This is a genomic window from uncultured Alsobacter sp. (assembly GCF_945952055.1).
In the GTDB taxonomy this organism is placed as follows: Bacteria; Pseudomonadota; Alphaproteobacteria; order Rhizobiales; family Beijerinckiaceae; genus Alsobacter.
Map to the genome: position 1 here is coordinate 229,977 of NZ_CAMFHB010000001.1, position 18,807 is coordinate 248,783.

Here is an 18,807-nt window from a genome sequence, read left to right on the forward strand (position 1 = left end):
CCCAGCCGGACCTGCCGACATGTCATCCCTGGACGCCGTTCTCGCCCGCATCGACGCCGATCTCGACGCGTCGCTCGACCGTCTTTTCGAGCTTCTGCGCATCCCGTCGATCTCCACCGACAGCGCCTATGCCGCGGACTCGCGGCGGGCGGCGCAGTGGGTCGCCGAGAACCTGCGCGGCATCGGCTTCGACGATGCCTCACCCCGGGAGACCGGCGGCCACCCGGCGGTCGTCGGGCATGCCCCCAAGCCCGGCAAGCCCCACGTCCTCTTCTATGGCCACTACGACGTCCAGCCGGTCGATCCGCTGAGCGAGTGGCACGTCCCGCCGTTCGAGCCGCGCCTCATCACGGCCGAGGACGGCCGGCGCATGATCGTCGCCCGCGGCGCCTGCGACGACAAGGGCCAGCTCATGACCTTCGTCGAGGCCTGCAGGGCCTGGAAGGCCGTGACCGGCTCCCTGCCCATCGGCATCACGATGCTCATCGAAGGCGCGGAAGAGAGCGGCTCGCAGTTCCTGCCGGAGTTCCTCGAAGCGAACCGCGACGACCTCGGCGCCGACGTGGCGCTCGTCTGCGACACGGGCATGTGGGATCCGGAAACGCCGTCGATCAACGTGTCGCTGCGCGGCATGTGCTACGAGGAGATCGTCATCCGCTGCGCGGACCGGGACCTGCATTCCGGCGTCTTCGGCGGCGCGGCCGCGAACCCCGTCCGCGTGCTCGCCCGCATCATCGCCGACCTGCACGATGCCGACGGCCGCATCACGCTGCCGGGCTTCTACGAGGGCGTGCACGAGACCCCCACCCAGATCCTCGACCAGTGGCGGGCGCTCGGGCTCACCGAGGAGGCCTTCCTCGGCATCGTCGGCTTGAAGCACTCGATCGGCGAGAAGGGCCGGATGCTCATCGAGCAGATCCAGTCGCGCCCCACCTGCGACGTGAACGGCATCTGGGGCGGCTACGCCGGCGAGGGCACGAAGACCGTCATCGCGGGCGAGGCCGGCGCGAAGATCTCCTTCCGCCTGGTGGGCGACCAGGATCCGGCGAAGGTCAGCCAGGCTTTCGAGGCGTTCGTGAAAGCGAGGGTGCCGGCCGACTGCTCGGTCACCTTCATCCACCACAAGGGATCCAAGGCCATCCAGCTGCCCTACGACATGCCCGCGCTGACGCAGGCCAGGTCGGCCCTCACCGACGAGTGGGGCAAGGCCCCGGTGATGATCGGCTCCGGCGGCTCGATCCCCATCGTCGGCGACTTCAAGCGCACCCTGGGCCTCGACTCGCTGCTGATCGGCTTCGGGCTCGACGACGACCGCGTGCATTCGCCCAACGAGAAGTACGACCTGACGAGCTTCCACAAGGGCACCCGCTCCTGGGCCCGGGTGCTGGCGGCGCTCGCGTCGTGACCGGGCTGCCCGGTGTCGGATGCGGCGCCTGGATCGAGGAGGACGGCAAGGTTCTCCTCGTCCTGAGGCTCAAGGCGCCGGAGAAGACGCTCTGGAACCTGCCCGGCGGCAAGATCGACTGGAACGAGCGGGCCGAAGCCGCGGTCGTCCGGGAGGTGGCCGAGGAAACCGGCCTGACGATCGCCCTCCACGGGCTCCTGTGCCTGACGCAGATGATGGAGCCCGGCCATCACTGGATCGCGCCGGTCTTCCAGGCCACGGTCGTGGCCGGGGAGGCGCGCAACGTGGAGCCGGCCAAGCACGGGGACGTGCGCTGGTGGCCGGTGGCGGCGCTTCCGTCCAACCTCGGCCAGGCCGCGCGCGATGCGCGGGCCGCGCGTCAGGCCGCCGCGCGCTGAGAGCCGCGGGTGGTGCCGAGCCGCGCCTGACGCAGGTCGAAGCGCGAGACGAGGTCCTCGAGGCTCGCTGTCTGCTGGTCGGTGACCGCGAGGGCCGCGTTGGTCTCCTCGACCAGCGCCGCATTCTGCTGGGTCATGTCGTCGATCCGCTCCACCTCTTCGGACAGGCCGGAGATGTCTTCGGACTGGCCGCGTGAGGCGTCCGCGAGGTCGTCCATGAGACGGCTGACGTCGTTGACCGAGGTGAAGATGCGGTGGAACACGCTGGAGGTCTGGTCGACCAGCGAAACGCCCGACTGCACGTCGTTCTGGGCCGCGACGATGAGCTGCTTGACGTCGTTGGAGGCGCCGGCCGCCCGCTGGGCCAGACTGCGGACCTCGGCGGCGACCACGGCGAAGCCACGGCCGCTTTCGCCGGCCCTGGCGGCCTCGACCGCGGCGTTGAGCGCGAGCAGGTTCGTCTGGAAGGCGATCTCGTCGATCAGTTCGATGATGTCGTTGATGCGCTTGGACGACGTGGCGATGCGCTCCATGGCCAGCGACGCGGACTTGAGCACCTCGCCGCCCTCCCGGGCGCCGCCCTCGGCCGTTCGGGTCAGCGCCACGGCTTCGGCGGCACGCGATGCATTGTCGCGGAAGGTCCTGGCGAAGGTCCCGAGCTTGCTGGTCGTGGCCGCGACCACGGCGGCCTGGTCGGTGGTGCGTCCGGCGAGATCGGTGACGCCGGCCAGGATCTCGCCCGTGGCGGTGCGAACGTTGGAGGAGACTTCGGCAAGGTTCGTGAGCATCGTCTCGAACTCGCCGGCCAGATCGTTCGTGCCCTTCTTCAGGAGCGCAAAGGAGCCGGCATAGTCTCCGGTCACGCGCGCCGAAAGCCGGCCGGCGGCGACGTCGCGCAGGACCGACTGGGTCTCGCAGATGCACTGGTCCACGGTGGACAGCAGCGTGTCGAGCTGGTGCGCGAACTGGCGCAGGTCGTCGTCGGCGACCTCTTCGCCGACGCGCTGGGCGAGATCGCCGCGCAGCGCCGCCTCGACCACCTCGCCGAAGCGCTTCTGCAGGGAGGCGATGCGGCCGGCCCGTGCGAGCGACCTGTTCTCGCCGGCCTTGCGCTCCTCCTCCAGGGTCTGGAGCTGCTGCGCGTTGGCGATGGAGCGGGCCATCACCCGCGCCATGGCGCCGATCTCGTCCTTGCGGTCCGCACCCGCGACGGCCACGGTCTGCCCCGCGAGCACCTGTTCGAGCGAGCGGGTCGCTTGCCCGAGCGGACGGCGGATCGTGGTCACCGCCACCAGCACGCCGACGGCCGAGAGCACGAGGGCGAGCAGGAGCGCGCCGCCGACATACACCGCCTGGAAGATGCGGGTCGTGGCCACGAGCTGCGCCTCGGTCTGCTGCGCGTCCTCGCGGGCGGCCGAGAGGATCGCCGAGACCTCGTTGTTGAGGGCGGTCCGGTTGGCGCGGTTGACCTCGTTGTTGCCGACCTTGTCGGCCTCCTTCGGGGAGACCTCCGTGCCCAGCCGCGCAAGCTCCCTGCGGAAGGTGACGAACTCGGCAACCCGCGTGCGCAGGGCGAGCGTGGCGTCGGTCGGCTTGAGCTGGTGCAATTTCTCGGCGGTGGCCTGTGTCTCGGCGAGGGCGTCGAGCAGGTTCCTGGCGAACGGCTTGGCCGTTTCGGGCGTCGCGGCGGCGTAGATCCCGCGCGACTCCATCACGGCGCGGTAGATGGCGCCGTTGAGGCGTTCCGAGACCTGCGCCCGTTCGTCGGAAAGCCGTCCGCGCAAAGCCGCGTCGCGTTGCAGGCCCAAGGCCATCGCGCCCATGATGGCAACGACGGCGGCGATCAGCCCGGAGGCGATCACGAGCGCCAATGCACGATTGCCGATGGATCGGTTCAGCCAGGTCACCATGTGAGTCCTCTGCAGATCTTGCCGGGACAGTACAGAGCAGAGCAAAATATTTCGTAACTGCACGCATTGTTGTGGGATGAGCGCGCTTTTGATCTTTGGCAATTTCGCTTTCCGATCCGATTCACGAATGGACATTTCGCAATACGGACGAATTCTTGGGTCGTGGCCTTCGCATCGTCGTGCGGGCGCCGGCCCGGGCGCTTAACAGATCAGAAAGCCTGATCTGGCATGGTGAATTGTTGGTAGGCGTGGTGTGACGAGTTCGCGGTGATGACGCAGGTCCATGTAATCGATCCCTGTGCGGGCATGGTGCTCGTGATCGGCACGGACGGATCGCGTCTTCTTTACGGGTCGCAGATCGGCATCGGGACCACCAACGAGGTCCTGCAGCGCCTGTTCGAAGTTCTGGAAGACGGCAAGATCAACTACTACGTCCATCCCGGGGTGGAGAGCGAAGGCGTCGTCAAGGTCGAGGACATCGCCGAGTTCTTCCCGGTCGACGTGTGCCTGGAGCTCGAGACGACCGGCGACGACGTGTCCGCCGTCTACCGCAACTTCCGCTCCGAGCGAACCGTCGAGACGCTGGCGCCCGACGACATCTACGAACTGGGCGACACGCAGATCCGGGTGATCGGCAGTTCGACGGGACGTTCGTCCGGCGAAGGGGTCGTCCGCCCGGTGGCGCTGCATGTCAGCCATGGCGAAGAACCGGCCGGCGGCTCGGTCCTGTGTCCCGGTGCCATGAATGGCCTCGACTGGCTGGAACTGGGCGAAGGCGCCGTGCGGACCGTCCATTCGGATTGCCTGATCCTCGACGGACGCCACCCGCTCGATTCGATCCTGACCTCGCGCGAGCGGGGCCTCGTCAGCGCCGAGCCACTGCGCTGGATCGCGCCCCGCACCATCCTTCTGGGGCAGGACCCCGACGGCGAGAACAAGCTCCGCATCGCCTCGCGCGAGCTCTACGGCCACATCGCGCGCCAGTATCCCGGCGGCGACGGGCTGATCGAGATGAACAACAAGGCCTGGATTTCCCTGACGCTGGACGGCGCCAAGGCCGAGCTGATGAAGGAATCCCGCGTGGTCGGGAAGGTGGCCTGAGGCTTCGGGCTGCCGGGAGGTCCTGCCGGTTCAGTTCTGCACCCATCTCTCCGTCTTGGCCGGGCTTGGCCCGGCCATCCACGACTTTGCGGTGGTTGAGAGCTTTAGTCGTGGGTGCCCGGGCCAAGCCCGGGCATGACGCGCGGAGGGGTGAACTCCCTTTGCTTTTTCTCTCTCAATGAAAGTCCCGCGACTTCGGCAGGATGCGCACGTCCCGGGGGTGCCGGCGCGGTGAGTGGCCACCGCTGACGCGGTTCTCCGCGATGGGCCGGCGGACCTCGTCGGCATTGGCGAGCGGCACGGGAAGGGGTTCGTGCGACAGGCGGCCGAGGTCGGCCGAACGGTCGACGAGGCGCTCGGCGACGAGGTGCACGATGCCTTCGGCACTGCGCTGGATGCGGCCGTCGACCTGGATGAGGCGCGCGCCCATCACCTCCTTGCGGAAGCGCTCGCGCATAGTCGGCCAGACCACGCAGTTGGCGATGCCGGTCTCGTCCTCGATGGTCATGAACACGACGCCCTTGGCGCTGCCCGGCTGCTGGCGCACGAGCACGACGCCGCAGGCCTTGATGCGGCGGCCGTCGCCCTGGGCCTGCACGGTGGCGCAGTCGAGGATGCCCTCGCGCGCGAGCAGGCCGCGCAGGAAGCCGACCGGGTGGCCCTTCAGTGACAGCCGCAGCATCTGGTAGTCGACCACCACGTGCTCGGGCAGCGGCATGGCCGGCAGGGTGACGAGGGGCTCCTGCGCCAGTTCGGCCGCGCCCGCCGCCTCGAACAGGGGCAGCGCCACGGCATCGGGCAGGCGCCGCACGGCCCAGGCGGCATCGCGCCGGTCGAGGCCCATGGAGCGCATGGCGTCGGCCTCGGCGAGCTTCACCAGCGCCGCCTTGGGCAGGTCGGCGCGCCGCTGCAGGCTCTCCACCGTGGGGTAGAAGGCGCCGCGCCGCCGCATGAGCGCCAGCGCCCACTCCTCGCGGAAACCGTCGATCTGGCGCAGGCCGAGCCGCAGCGCCAGCGTCCCGTCCGCCCGCTCCTCCAGCGTGTTGTCCCAGGCACTCGCATTGACGTCGGGTGGGCGCGCCTCGACGCCGTGCTGCACGGCGTCGCGCACGATCTGCGCCGGCGCGTAGAAGCCCATGGGCTGGCTGTTGAGGAGCGCCGCCGCGAAGGCCGCCGGGTGGTGGCACTTGAGCCATGACGAGGCATAGACGAGCAGCGCGAAGGAGGCCGCGTGGCTCTCGGGGAAGCCGTATTCGCCGAAGCCCTCGATCTGCTGGAAGCAGCGCGCCGCGAACTCGGCGTCGTAGCCGCGCCGCACCATGCCCTGCACCATCTTTTCCTGGAAGAGATGGATGGTGCCCACGCGCCGGAAGGTCGCCATGGCCCGGCGCAGGCGGTTCGCCTCGTCGGGCGTGAACTTCGCCGCCTCGATGGCGATGCGCATGGCCTGCTCCTGGAAGAGCGGCACGCCGAGCGTTTTTCCCAGAACGCGTTCCAGCTCGTCGGGCGGCCCGTGCTGGGGCGAGGGCTGCGGATAGACGATCTTTTCCTTGCGCTGCCTCCGGCGCAGGTAGGGATGCACCATGTCGCCCTGGATCGGGCCCGGCCGCACGATCGCCACCTCGATGACGAGGTCGTAGAAGCGCTCGGGCCGCAGCCGCGGCAGCATGTTCATCTGGGCCCGGCTCTCGACCTGGAACACGCCGAGCGAATCCGCCCGCTGCAGCATCGCGTAGACGACCGGGTCCTCTCGCGGAATGGTGGCGAGGGTGAGGTCCGCCACCCCGTGCAGGCGCAGCATGTCGAAGGCCTTGCGGATGCAGGTCAGCATGCCGAGCGCCAGCACGTCGACCTTCATGATGCCGAGCGCGTCGATGTCGTCCTTGTCCCACTCGATGAAGGTGCGGTCCTCCATGGCGGCGTTGCCGATGGGCACCGTCTCGTCGAGCCGGCCGCGGGTCAGCACGAAGCCGCCGACATGCTGGGACAAATGGCGGGGAAAGCCGATGATCTGCATGGCGAGGCCCACCGCGCGCCCGATCATCGGGTTGTCCGGATCGAGCCCGGCCTGGCGCACCTGCGTCTCGTCGAGCCCCTTGCCCCAGCTGCCCCAGATGGTGTTGGCGAGCGCCGCCGTGACGTCCTCGGTGAGGCCCATGGCCTTGCCGACGTCGCGGATGGCGCTGCGGGCGCGGTAGCTGATGACGGTGGCGGCGAGGCCCGCCCGCTCGCGGCCATAGCGGCCATAGATCCACTGGATCACCTCCTCGCGCCGCTCGTGCTCGAAGTCGACGTCGATGTCCGGCGGCTCGCGCCGCTCGGCCGAGACGAAGCGCTCGAAGAGGAGGTCGATCTCGGTGGGGTCGACCGCGGTGATGCCAAGGCAGTAGCAGACGGACGAGTTCGCCGCCGAGCCGCGCCCCTGGCAAAGAATGTCCTGCGAGCGGGCGAAGGCGACGATGTCGTTCACGGTGAGGAAATAGGGCGCGTAGTCGAGCTGCTGGATGAGCGCGAGCTCGCGCACCAGCGTGTCGCGCACCTTGCCCGGGATGCCGCCGGGAAAGCGGCGCGCGGCCCCCTCCCAGGTCAGCGCCTCGAGATGCGCCTGCGGGCTGCGGTCCTTGGGCACCGGCTCGTCGGGATATTCGTAGCGCAGCTCGTCGAGCGAGAAACGGCACCTGTTCAGGAAGCGCAGCGTCTCGGCGATGGCGTCCGGCACGTGGCGGAAGAGCCGGGCCATCTCGGCGCCATCCTTGAGGTGGCGCTCGGCATGGGCCTCGAGCCGCCGGCCCGCCGTCTCGATGGTGGCGTGCTCGCGAATGCAGCTCAGCACGTCCTGGAGCTGGCGGCGGGCGGGCTCGTGGTAGAGCGGCTCGTTGCTGGCCAGCAGCGGTACGTGCCCCTCCCCGGCGAGCGCCACCAGCCTGGCGAGGCGCCGCCTGTCGGCGCCCGCATGGGGCATGGTGGCGAGCAGCCAGACATCCCCCGGTGCGGCCGCGGTGAGCCGCGAAAGCGCCGCGGCCACGCGCGTCGCGTCGGCCGGCGCCAGCCGGCGCGGCGGGACGAGCGCGAGGTTGAGGCCGCCGCCGGTCTGCAGGGTCTCGACGAGATCGTCGAGCGTGATGTGGCAGGAGCCCTTCTCGGCCCGCCGCTTGCCCAGCGTGATGAGCCGCGACAGCCGCCCCCACCCGGACCGGTCGGCCGGATAGGCGAGCACGTCCGGCGCCCCGTCGGCGAAGACGAGCCGCGCCCCCACGACGAGCCGCAGCCCGGTCTTCCCCGCCTCGGTCTCGCGCATCGCCACATGGGCCCGCACCACGCCGGCCAGCGTGTTGGTGTCGGCGATGCCGAGCCCCCTCAGCCCCAGCAGCGCGGCCTGGGTCACCATCTCCTCCGGGTGCGAGGCGCCCGCGAGGAAGGTGAAGTTGGTGGTGGCCCCGAGCTCCGCGAAGGCGGTCATGGCGCCCTCACGCGAACAGCCCGTGCAGGAACCAGCGGGGGGCGTCGGTCTCGCGGGACCACAGGCCCTCGCGGTAGAGCCAGAAGCGGCGGCCGGCTTCATCCTCGACGCGGAAATAGTCGCGGGTCAGCGTGCCTTCGGGCGCCAGCCACCATTCCGGCGCGATGCGCTCGGGGCCCTCGGCCTTGCGCACGGCGTGAACGACGCGGCGCCAGCGGAAGCGCACGGGCGGCCCGTCGGGGACTTCGGCCAGCGCCTCGATCCGCTCCGGCGGATCGACGAGCCTCACCGGGCGCACGGGCGGCTCGCCGGGCACGGTCCAGTCGGCCCAGCTGCCTGGCGCGCGGCCGGCCTGGGCCGGCACGGCGAGGCTCGCCCGCTCGGGCACGTGGCTGTCCTGCGCGGCCAGCGCCAGCACCCGGCGATGGCCGAAGCGGGCGGAGAGCCGGTCGGTGAGATCGGCCAGCAGCGCGTCGTCCTGGCGGCGCGCGTCGAGGCCGGTCTGCTCGGCGTCCTGGCGCTGGGTGGCCAGCGCGGAGAGCCGCATGACGTCGAAGCCGAAACCGGGGTCGACGGGATCGGCAAGCGAATCCAGCGCCTCGCGGTAGAGGCGCAGCACCGTGGCGGGGTCGCGCAGCGGGCGGCCGGTCGCCACCGTGAGCCGACGCAGCGCCCCGTCGGTGCGGAAGAAGACGAGTTCCAGGCGCCGCGCGCCCTCCCCTCGCCGCTCCAGGATCCGGCCGAGATCGGCGGCGAGCGCCAGGATCGAGCGGCGCACGTCCTCCTCGTGCCCGATGGGTTCGGCGAAGCGCCGCTCCGCGGTGCAGGCCGGCAGCGGCCGGCGCGGCGACAGCGGCTCGTCGGCGCGGCCCAGCGCCCGGTCGAGACGCGTCAGCAGGTCGGTGCCAAAACGGGCGGCGAGCGGCCCGCGCGGGCGCACGGCGAGATCCATGACGCGCTTGAGGCCGAGCCGCACCAGCGCTCCGGCGAGGTCCGGGTGAAGGCCCAGCGCCGCCACGGGCAGTGGCGCCACGGCCTTTGCCTCGCCGCCCGGCGCCACGATCGTGCCCTGCCCGTCCCGGCCGAAGCGCGCAAGCGCGACGGCCGCGGCGCGGCTGCCCGCGATCGCTCCGCGGGCGGTCAGCCCCGCCCGCCGGCAGCGCCCGACGAGGTCGTCGAGCATGGCGGCCTCGCCGCCGAAGAGATGCGCCGAGCCGCCGATGTCGAGCACGAGGCCATCCGGTGCATCGAGACCGATGAAGGGCGTGTAGCGCTCGGCCCAGTCGGCGACGGTCTCCATGAGCGCGGCGTCGGCGGCGGGATCCGCCTCGGCCACGGCGAGGCCCGGCACCATGGCCCGGGCGGTGGCGAGCGGCATGCCGGGAGCGAGCCCGGCGGCGGCGGCATCCGCGTCGACCGCCGTGAGCACGAGCGCATTGTGCTCGCGCCCGACGACGACGAGCGGCGCGTCAGGCGGTGCGGCGGAGAGGGGCGGTGTCTCCCCCGCCGGCCGCCGGGCGGAATGCCGGCGCAACCGGTCCGTCGCCAGGCGCGGCAGGACCAGCGCCAGCAGCCGGGTCGGCTGCTCCATGTGTTTGCTCGTGTCTTGGTGCTTGCTCGGTTCCTGGACGCGGGGGTGCGAAGGCGCGTTCATCGGGTGACCACTCCATGATCCAGGATCCGCCCTCGCCGAGGCCTCCCTGCTGGCGGTTGCGTTCCAGGGTGGCGGCGAAGGCGGGGTGGCCGAGGCCGGGCAGGCGGCCCAGCGAGGCGAGCGGCAGGCTCGGCGCGGCGGCGATGCGCCAGCGCGTGACCGCGCCTGCCGGCCCGCCATGGGCGCCGTTGCGCAGCAGCAGGACCGGCACGCCGCTCTCCTCGGCGGCGAGCGCCAGCCGGCGCAGCGCGGTGAGGTCGAGCGCGCGCGGATCGCCCCAGGGCTCCACGAGCACGGCGGCGAGCGCGGCGCAGCGTACGCCCTCCTCGGCGGCGCGCAGCACGTCGCGGGCATCGGCAGCCGCCAGGATGACGAGCCGCGACGGATCGAGCCCGAGCGCGGCGAGGCCCGGCCCGTAGGCCTCGCCCGTCTCCCGCCCGGCGAGGTCCTGGCGCACCCACATCCACGGCCGCACCCCGCCGCTGCCGAAGCGGGCGACGCAGGCGAGCGCGAACCCGGTGGCCGCCGGAGCGTCGCCGGGCTCCGCATGCCGCATCTCGTGCAGCGCCCCGCGCTTCAGCCCGCCGCCCAGGATGCGGTCCGCCAGGGCATGGCCGAGCGCCACCGCCTTGTCGTCCCCGCCCGACTCGAGCGCCCGCATCCGCCCATCGGATCCGATGGCGGCGATGCGCTCGCGCAGCGAGGCGTAAAGGGGTGTCGACGCGGAAACCGTCATGGTCCACGGGCTCTGAAAAATCCGGAGGTATGTTCTTGTTTCGTTCTCTATGGATTCCAGAGACTCGGCAGTGAGTCAACCGAGGCGCGTGTTGTCAGGCTGAAGGTGGGGCAGCTCGTTTTCCCACGTGCGCGTGCACCATTCAGCCGTCCTGCCCGGGCTTGGCCCGGGCATCCACGACTTTGCCGGGGCCATCCTCAAGTCGTGGATGGCCGGGCCAGGCCCGGCCAGGACGCGGAGAGGGTGGTGCAAGCTTTAGAGGCCCAACGCTCCGCAAGCTCCGAGCAGTGGCCGGAGGCCGCGTGTCGAAGGACGCAGGAGCTCTCAGCGCTCGATCAGCTCCACGCCCAACCCCGCCAGGACGTCCCAGTAGGCGGGGAACGTCTTGGCCACGCAGCCGGCGTCGCGGATGGTGATGCCGGAAATCTTCAGGCCCGCCAGGGCGAAGGACATGGCGATGCGGTGGTCGGCGAAGCTGTCGATCTCGGCCGGCAGGGTCTGGCCGGCGAGGCCGGGGTCCGACGCCACGACGAGGTCGTCGCCCTCCTCGTGGGCGAGGCCTGGCCGGATGCGGACGAGGTTGGAGGAGAGGGCACGGACGCGGTCGCACTCCTTCACGCGCAGGTTGGCGATGCCGGTGAAGCGGACGGGCGTCGCGTTGAAGGCGGCGAGCACCGCCATGGTCGGCACGGCGTCCTGCATCTGCGAGCCGTCGATCACCGCCGGCATGTGCGGGAAGCTGGCGATGACGTCGTAGGAGCGCGCGTCGGGCTGCGAGAAGGAGGCCGCCGGCACGCCGAGGTCGATGGCGCCGCCCGTCAGCACCTCGGCCGCCCAGAGATAGGTCGCGGCGGAGGCGTCGGGCTCGATCAGGTGGTCGGCGGCGGTGTAGCCGGTGGGCTCCACGCGCCAGGTCGCCGCGTCCTCCACCACGGCCTTGCCGCCGAAGGCCGCCATGGCGGCGAGCGTCAGGTCGATGTAGCCGCGAGCCCCGATCTCGGTGCCGACGAGGCGGATGCGGGTCGCCCCGCGGCCGGCGCCGGCCGCCATCAGCACGGCGGAAACGTACTGGCTGGAGAGGCCGGCATCGATCGTCACGAGGCCACCGTCGAGGCCACCCTTGCCGTGCACGGTCACCGGCGGGCAACCCGTGGGCGCCTCGGCCTTCACGCCCAGTTGCGCCAGGGACTCGACCAGCGGCCCGATCGGGCGCTTGCGCATGTGCGCGTCGCCGTCGACCACCACGTCGCCGTCGACGAGCGCGGTGGCCGCCGTCAGGAAGCGCGTCGCCGTGCCGGCATTGCCGAGGAAGAGCGGCTTGCCCGGCCGGCGCAGCGTGCCGTCGCCGGTGACGACGAAGGTCGTCGCGTCCGGCTCCTCGACCGCGACGCCCATCTCGCGCAGCGCCTGCGCCATGTAGAGCGTGTCGTCGCTCTTCAGCGCGCCGGTGAGCCGGCTCGTGCCGCGCGCCAGGGCCGCGAGCAACAGCGCGCGGTTGGTGATCGACTTCGACCCCGGCGGCATGGCGCGGCCGGTGAGCGGGCGAGCGGGCGGAACGATGGTGACGATGCGTTCGGTCATGGCCGCGCTTTTGGCAGAAATGGCCGCGGGAGGCCAGAGGGCGAGGGAAGCGAGGAGAGCGAATAGCGAATAGCGAGTAGCGAGCAGGGATTGGGAATCCGACCTGTCAGCCGCCCTACTCGCTACTCGCTACTCGCTATTCGCCACTCGCCCCCGCTCACTCCACCTTGAAGCTCTTGGGGTCCCAGGTGACCTTGGGATAGGAGGGATCCATGTCCTCCAGCGTCTTGCGCACGATCTTGGCGATGGCGGCGTTGCGGGCCCATTTCTTGTCGGCCGGGATCACGTACCAGGGCGCCCAGTCGGTCGAGCAGCGCTCCAGCATGGTATCGTAGGCGTCCTGGAAATCCGACCAGAGCTTGCGGTCGTCGAGATCGCCCGGGTTGAACTTCCAGTGCTTCTTGGGGTCGTCGAGGCGTTCCTGCAGACGCTCCTTCTGCTCCTTCTTGGAGATGTGGAGCATGAACTTGAGCACCGTGGTGCCGTTCTCGGTGAGCATCTTCTCGAAGGCGTTGATCTGGTCGTAGCGCTTCTCGATCTCCTTGGCGGGCGCGAAGCGGCGCACCTTCACAACCAGCACGTCCTCGTAGTGCGAGCGGTTGAAGATGCCGATGGTGCCGCGCCGCGGCGCGGCCATGTGGGCGCGCCAGATGAAGTCGTGGGCGAGTTCCTCCTCGCTCGGCTTGCGAAACGCCGTGACGCTCACGCCGAGCGGGCCGGTGGTGTTGAACACGCCCCGGATCGTGCCGTCCTTGCCGGACGTGTCCATGCCCTGGAGGATGACCAGCAGGGACCGCTTGCCCTCCGCGTAGAGCTTGTCCTGCAGCTTGTCGATCTCGTTGGCATCGGCGAGCAGGCCTGCCCGGGCCTCCTCCTCCGACCCTACATAGGCGGTGTCGTCGGGGTCGCGGCCGTCGAGCTTCGCGGCCTTTCCGGGGGCGATCATGAGCGGGTTGGCCACGGGCGTGTTCCTCTCGTGCGCGGGGTTTCTGCCCGTCACGGTAGTTGCGCCGGCCTCCCCGCGGCAAGCCTCGTCAGGGCGTACCGCGCAGCCTGCGCCGTCCCGTGCGCACCGGCGGGGGCCGGGGCGGCAAATCGGCGGCCGCGAGCCTGGCGGGAAGCCCGTCCATGATGGCGCGCCGCTCGGCGGCGCTCATCGAAACCCAGCGGCTGATCTCGTCGATCGTGCGCCCGCAGCCGATGCACAGGCCGCTGCCGCGATCGATGGTACAGACGTGGACGCAGGGGCTCTCTGTGATCTGCATGGCGGCACACCTAGGATGGCGGGCGGCCCTTGGCAACCGCGGACGCATCCGCGCGTTGCCAGCGCCCACTCTCTCGCGGATCCCCCCGATGTCCGACACGCCTCTTCCTGCAACGCCCGGCGAAGCCGCGCTGGCGCTGCTCCGCCGCTCGGCGACGGCCCCGCTCAGCCTGTGCCTGACCGCGGAGGAGGACGAGGCGGTCGCGATCGCCGGGGTGCTCGCGGGCCTCGCGCCGGAGCTCGACGTCGTGCACCTGCCCGGTTGGGACGTGTCGCCCACCGGTGCCGTGCCGCCGTCCGCCGCGGCCATGGGCCGCAGGATCGCGGCGCTGCGGCGCCTGCAACGGCCCCCTCTGGGGCCACGCGTCGTGCTCGCCAGTGCGGAATCGGCCCTGCTGCGCAGCGCAGACCCGGCGCACCTCCTCCTCGACGACCTCGTGCTGACGGTCGGCGACCCGCTGCAGGACGAGGACTTCGCCCGGTTGCTGCTCCGGCTCGGCTACGGCGCGGATGCGCGGGTCGACGAGCCCGGGGAATACGCCATCCGGGGCGAGGTCGTAGAGGTCTTTCCGGCCGATGCCGAACGACCGGTGAGACTGGATCGCGAGGGCGGCCGCATCGCCGCGATCCGCCCCTTCGATCCGGTGTCCCAGCGCGGCATCGGCGAGATCGCGGAGGTCCGGGTCGGACCCGCGAGCGAGCGGGCCGGCGAGGCGGACGGGGCACCGCGCGACCCGGCCGAGCCTTGCGATCGGCGCCTCGACCTCACGACCGTGCTCGCCGGCGCCGCGATCCTCCTGGCGCCCGGCGCCATCGAGCGCGCCCGCATCGCGCTCGATCTCGCGACCGAGGACCAGCCCTCCCCCATCGCCCGCCGAAGCCGCACCGTCGATCCGGCGATCCTGCTGGTGCGGGAGGCGTGGGAGGGCTTTGTCCTGCGCGGCGAACCGATGCCGGGAGGAGCGCCCCGTCCCGATCTCGGCGAGGATCCTCAGGACCGCGTCGCGCAGGTCCGCGCCGAGGATGGACGCGTCGTTCTCGTCTCGCCCGACCCGCGGGGCCTGCGCCAGTTGCTTCGCCTGCTGGGGGAGGCTGGCTCGGGCGTGGAGGCCGCCGAGGACTGGGCCGCCGTCGAGGCTGCCGGCCCGGGGGCCGTCCTCAGCCTGCGCGCGCCCCTGCCCGCGTCGTTCCTCGACGCGGCGACCGGGGTCCTGGTGCTGGCGGCCGAGGACCTGGTCGGCGGCACGCAGGCCCGGCGCGGCCCCGGCCTCGAAGGCTTCGTCCAGGACACCGAGATCGCGCCCGGCGACGTCGTGGTGCACGAGGAGCACGGGCTCGCGATCTGCGAGGGACTGGTGCCCGTCGAAGCCGGCGATGAGGGGCCGGGCGAGGCGATACGGCTCGTCTATGCGGATGACGACGTGCTGCTCGTGCAGCCCCTCGAGGCGGGCCTGCTCTGGCGCTACGGCACCGCGGAGACGGGCGTGAAGCGGGACAGGCTGGGCGGAGCGGACTGGGAGCGCCGCCGCGACGAGGTGGCGCGCGATGCCGCGGAGGTCGCGGCCCGCATCGCCGCCCAGGTCGCGGCCCGGCGCAGGGCGCGCGCACCCGCCTGCAGGCCGGACCCGGCACGGATGGCCCGCTTCGGTGCCCGCTTCCCGCATCCGCTCACCCTGGACCAGCGCCGCGCGGTCGAGGCGGCACTCGACGACCTTGCGGGCACACGTCCGATGGATCGCCTCGTGTGCGGCGACGTCGGCTTCGGCAAGACCGAGGTGGCGCTGCGGGCCGCCGCGGCCGTCGCGTTCTCGGGGCGGCAGGTGGCCGTCGCCGCGCCGACCACGCTGCTGGCCCGCCAGCATGCCGAGGTGTTCCGCCGCCGCTTCGGGCCCTTCGGCATCACGGTGGGGGAGCTCTCGCGCTTCGTGCCTGCCGCCGAGGCCAAGGCCACGAAGGAGGGGCTGGCGGACGGCTCCGTCCGAATCGTCGTGGGCACGCATGCGCTGGCCGGGCGCGCCGTCCGCTTCGAGAATCTGGGCCTCGTCGTCGTCGACGAGGAACAGCGCTTCGGCGACGTGCACAAGCGCGCGTTGCGCCGCCTGCGCCGCGGCGTCCACGCGCTCACCATGACCGCCACGCCGATCCCGCGCACCCTGCAGGAAACGCTCGCCGGACTGCGCGAAGTGTCGCTCATCGCCACCGCCCCGGCCGGACGCCGCCCGGTGCGCACCCTCGCGGCGCCATGGGCCGATGGGCTCGTGCGCGATCTCCTGATGGAGGAGCGCGCCCGCGGCGGGCGCAGCTTCGTCGTCTGCCCCCGCGTCGCCGACATCGCCCCCATGGCCGAGCGCCTCGCCGGCCTCGTCCCTGAGCTCACGCCGATCACCGTCCATGCCCGCATGGCACCCGAGTCCATCGACGACGCCATGCTGCGCTTCGCCGATGGGGAGGCCGACATCCTGATTGCGACCAGCATCATCGAGAGCGGCCTCGACATTCCCGGCGCCGACACCATGGTGATCTGGCACCCCGAGCGGTTCGGGCTCGCGCAGCTGCACCAGATGCGCGGGCGTGTCGGGCGCGGCCGGGCCCGGGGTCGCTGCCTGCTCGCGACCAATCCGCTGGCCCCGCCGGGTCCCGGTGGCGAGCGGCGCATTGCCGCGCTCACCGCGCTGGACCAAGCGGGCGCAGGCTTTGCCGTGGCGGCGCGAGACCTCGATCATCGCGGCGCCGGCGATGTCGGCGGGGTGGACCAGACCGGCCACCTGCGCCGGGTCGGTGTCGAGCTGTCGCGCCACCTGCTGGCCCGTGCCGTGGCCGCGCTCGGGGGCGAAGGCGACGAGGACGACTGGACGCCCCAGCTCGCCGTCGGCTGCGCCGCGGCCCTGTCCGCCGACTACGTGCCCGAACCCGAACTGCGTCTCTCGCTCTATCGCCGCGCCATGCGCCTGCCGAACCTGCGCGCGGTCGAGGCCTTCGCCGACGAGCTGGACGACCGCTTCGGCGAACCGCCCGAGGCGGCGCGCCTGTGGCTCGACCAGGTCCGCGTCACGGCCGCCTGCCGCGCGCTGGGCATCGCGCGTCTCGAGGCCGGACCGAAGGGCCTGGCGCTGACGCCCCGCGGCGACCCCGCAGGCAAGCGCCTTTCGGCTCTCGCCGGCGATCTCGATCCGCCGCTCGAAGAGGCCGGCGAGCGCTGGATGTGGCCCCGCGGCGGGGAGGATGGACCGGCTCGGGTCGGGGCGGCGCTGGCCTTGTTGAAGGCCATTGCAGGGGCGCTGGCAAAGCGGAGGAAGGCTGCGGGTTGAGCACGGCACGATGCTGCGTTCTCGACACGGCCGCTCGCGCGACCTGCTCAGGATGAGGACGATCGTTAGTGATTGAAAATCCACCACTTTCCTCATCCTGAGCAGCGCCCTCAGGCCGCGTGTCGAAGGACGCACCGCGCTTCGGCTCTTGGCTTTCGCCCACAACCCGACCACTCTCCGGCAAGCGAAGCAGGGAGGGCGGCATGGGCGGCATGGTGCTGGGGATTGACGTCGGCACGTCGGCGGTGAAGGTGGTCCTCGCCGACGAGGCCGAGACGATCGTCGCCGAGCGCGAGGCACCGCTCGACATCCTGCGCCCGGGCCCCGGCGCCTCCGAGCAGCATCCCGACTGGTGGTGGGAGGCGACCGCTGGCGTGCTCGACGGGCTCGCGCGAGACGAGCCGTCAGCCATGGCGCGGGTGGCCGGCATCGGGCTCTCCGGCCAGATGCACGGGGCCGTCCTGCTCGGCGCCGACGACAGGCCCCTGCGGCCCGCCATGCTGTGGAACGATGGCCGCGCCGGACCGCAGGCGCGCGACCTGCGGCGCACCCACCCGCACCTCGCGGCCATCGTCGGCGTCCCGCCGATGGCGGGCTTCACGGGACCCAAGATCCCCTGGCTGATCGCCAACGAGCCCGGGCTCGTGGAGCGGATCCGCACGGTGATGCTGCCCAAGGACTACGTCCGATTCCGCCTCACCGGCGAGAAGGCGACCGACGTGTCCGATGCGGCTGGCACGTGGTGGTTCGACGAGGCGGCGCGCACCTGGTCGGTCGAGGCGGCGAGGGCCACGGGCCTCGATCCGGCCGTGCTTCCGCCGGCACTGGAAAGCCCGGCTCCCGCCGGTCGCCTGCGCCCTGAGCTCGCCGCGCGCTGGGGCATGACCGGACCCGTCATCGTCGCGGCGGGAGCGGGCGACGCGGCGGCCGGCGCCATCGGGATCGGTGCGGTGCGCGACGGCGATGCCTTCATCTCGCTCGGCACGTCGGGCCAGCTTTTCGTGTCGAACGCGCAATACCGGCCCGCGCCCGAGCAGGCCGTGCACGCCTTCTGCCACGCGGTGCCGGGACGCTGGTTCCAGATGGGCGCGATGCTGAACGGCGCGAGCTGCCTCGCCTGGCTCGCCGGCTTCGTCGGCAGCGACGTGGCCACGCTGCTCGCCGAGGCGGAGGCGCGCTTCCGCGGTCCGGGCAGCCTCCTCTTCCTGCCCTACCTCACCGGCGAGCGCACCCCGCACGACGACCCCGATGCGCGCGGCGTCCTCTTCGGCCTGACGCCGGCGAGCGACCGGGCCGACGCGATGCAGGCGGTCCTGGAGGGCGTGGCGTTCAGCTTCGCCGATGCCCGCGACGCGCTGGCCGGCTCGGGCACGCGGGTGACCCGTGCCGGGGTGATCGGCGGCGGCGCCCGCAGCGCCTTCTGGATGAAGATCCTCGCCTCGGTGCTGGACGTGACGCTCGTTCGCTATGCGGGTGCGGCAAAAGGGCCCGCCGTGGGTGCCGCGCGCCTGGCCCGGCTCGCTCTCGGGCAGGGTGCCGTCGAAAGCGTCTGCGTGCCGCCGCCGGTCCTCGACGAGACTTCGCCCGATCCCACGCTGGTCGAGGCCTATCGGGAGCGGCTCGGACGCTTCCGCACGCTCTACCGCACGCTGAAGCCGCTGTTTGCGGATCAGGGCCAGGGCTGACGCTCGGACCCTTTCAGTAGTCCAGCTTGCACCTCCCTCTCCGCGTCCTGGCCTGGCTCGGCCCGGCCATCCACGACTTGCGGATGGCCCCGGCACAGTCGTGGATGCCCGGGCCGAGCCCGGGCAGGACGGCTGAGAGGTTGTGGCGCACCAAAGACGTGAGGCGCACGGCGGTGCCGGGGGGCAATTGACGAACGCCGATCCGCAGCCGCCAGTCTCGCGGCGAAGGCCACGGCACCCGCCAGTTCAATTCTGAACAACAATCCCGTTGACGGCGCCGCTGAACGCAGGCAGAATAAATCATC

Annotated in this window: 12 protein-coding genes; 5 read left to right on the forward strand and 7 right to left on the reverse strand. The window is 71.7% G+C overall.

Going from position 1 to position 18,807, the window contains the following annotated elements; genetic code table 11:
- Positions 1-19 precede the first annotated feature (19 nt).
- The gene (locus Q0Q47_RS01040) at positions 20-1,405 is read left to right on the forward strand and encodes a M20/M25/M40 family metallo-hydrolase (RefSeq protein WP_293853404.1); all 1,386 of its coding nucleotides are present in this window, start codon (positions 20-22) and stop codon (positions 1,403-1,405) included.
- Complete coding sequence (locus Q0Q47_RS01045) at positions 1,402-1,803, forward strand: NUDIX domain-containing protein (RefSeq protein ID WP_293853406.1); 402 nt, start codon at positions 1,402-1,404, stop codon at positions 1,801-1,803. Before Q0Q47_RS01040 ends, Q0Q47_RS01045 begins: the two co-directional genes overlap by 4 nt.
- Here the strand turns inward: Q0Q47_RS01045 and Q0Q47_RS01050 are convergent.
- The gene (locus tag Q0Q47_RS01050; protein WP_293853408.1) at positions 1,785-3,713 is read right to left on the reverse strand and encodes a methyl-accepting chemotaxis protein; all 1,929 of its coding nucleotides are present in this window, start codon (positions 3,711-3,713) and stop codon (positions 1,785-1,787) included. The two genes, Q0Q47_RS01045 and Q0Q47_RS01050, sit on opposite strands and share 19 nt — an antisense overlap.
- A gap of 270 nt (positions 3,714-3,983) precedes the next feature.
- Here Q0Q47_RS01050 and Q0Q47_RS01055 point away from each other — a divergent pair, with 270 nt between their 5' ends.
- Positions 3,984-4,814 (forward strand): hypothetical protein, encoded by an 831-nt coding sequence (locus Q0Q47_RS01055; protein ID WP_293853409.1) that lies wholly within the window; start codon positions 3,984-3,986, stop codon positions 4,812-4,814.
- A 175-nt stretch (positions 4,815-4,989) separates the two neighbouring features.
- Here the strand turns inward: Q0Q47_RS01055 and Q0Q47_RS01060 are convergent, their stop codons facing one another.
- The 6 genes from Q0Q47_RS01060 to Q0Q47_RS01085 form a co-directional block, all read right to left on the reverse strand.
- On the reverse strand, positions 4,990-8,274 hold the full coding sequence (locus Q0Q47_RS01060; RefSeq protein ID WP_293853411.1) for an error-prone DNA polymerase: 3,285 nt from the start codon (positions 8,272-8,274) through the stop codon (positions 4,990-4,992).
- Between the two features lie 7 nt (positions 8,275-8,281).
- On the reverse strand, positions 8,282-9,808 hold the full coding sequence (locus Q0Q47_RS01065) for a DNA polymerase Y family protein (RefSeq protein WP_367278196.1): 1,527 nt from the start codon (positions 9,806-9,808) through the stop codon (positions 8,282-8,284).
- Positions 9,744-10,664 (reverse strand): hypothetical protein, encoded by a 921-nt coding sequence (locus Q0Q47_RS01070; protein WP_293853413.1) that lies wholly within the window; start codon positions 10,662-10,664, stop codon positions 9,744-9,746. Before Q0Q47_RS01070 ends, Q0Q47_RS01065 begins: the two co-directional genes overlap by 65 nt.
- 324 nt (positions 10,665-10,988) lie before the next feature.
- Positions 10,989-12,245, reverse strand: a complete 1,257-nt coding sequence (locus Q0Q47_RS01075) for a 3-phosphoshikimate 1-carboxyvinyltransferase (protein WP_293853414.1) — start codon at positions 12,243-12,245, stop codon at positions 10,989-10,991.
- Between the two features lie 157 nt (positions 12,246-12,402).
- Positions 12,403-13,206 carry a polyphosphate kinase 2 family protein gene (locus Q0Q47_RS01080; protein ID WP_293853416.1) on the reverse strand — a complete coding sequence of 268 codons (804 nt, stop codon included), beginning with the start codon at positions 13,204-13,206 and terminating at the stop codon, positions 12,403-12,405.
- A gap of 73 nt (positions 13,207-13,279) precedes the next feature.
- The gene (locus Q0Q47_RS01085; RefSeq protein ID WP_293853418.1) at positions 13,280-13,510 is read right to left on the reverse strand and encodes a DUF1289 domain-containing protein; all 231 of its coding nucleotides are present in this window, start codon (positions 13,508-13,510) and stop codon (positions 13,280-13,282) included.
- Between the two features lie 88 nt (positions 13,511-13,598).
- Here Q0Q47_RS01085 and Q0Q47_RS01090 point away from each other — a divergent pair, with 88 nt between their 5' ends.
- Positions 13,599-16,817 carry a DEAD/DEAH box helicase gene (locus Q0Q47_RS01090; protein WP_293853420.1) on the forward strand — a complete coding sequence of 1,073 codons (3,219 nt, stop codon included), beginning with the start codon at positions 13,599-13,601 and terminating at the stop codon, positions 16,815-16,817.
- 203 nt (positions 16,818-17,020) lie between these two features.
- On the forward strand, positions 17,021-18,502 hold the full coding sequence (xylB, locus tag Q0Q47_RS01095) for a xylulokinase (RefSeq protein WP_367278195.1): 1,482 nt from the start codon (positions 17,021-17,023) through the stop codon (positions 18,500-18,502).
- Positions 18,503-18,807: the final 305 nt, after the last annotated feature.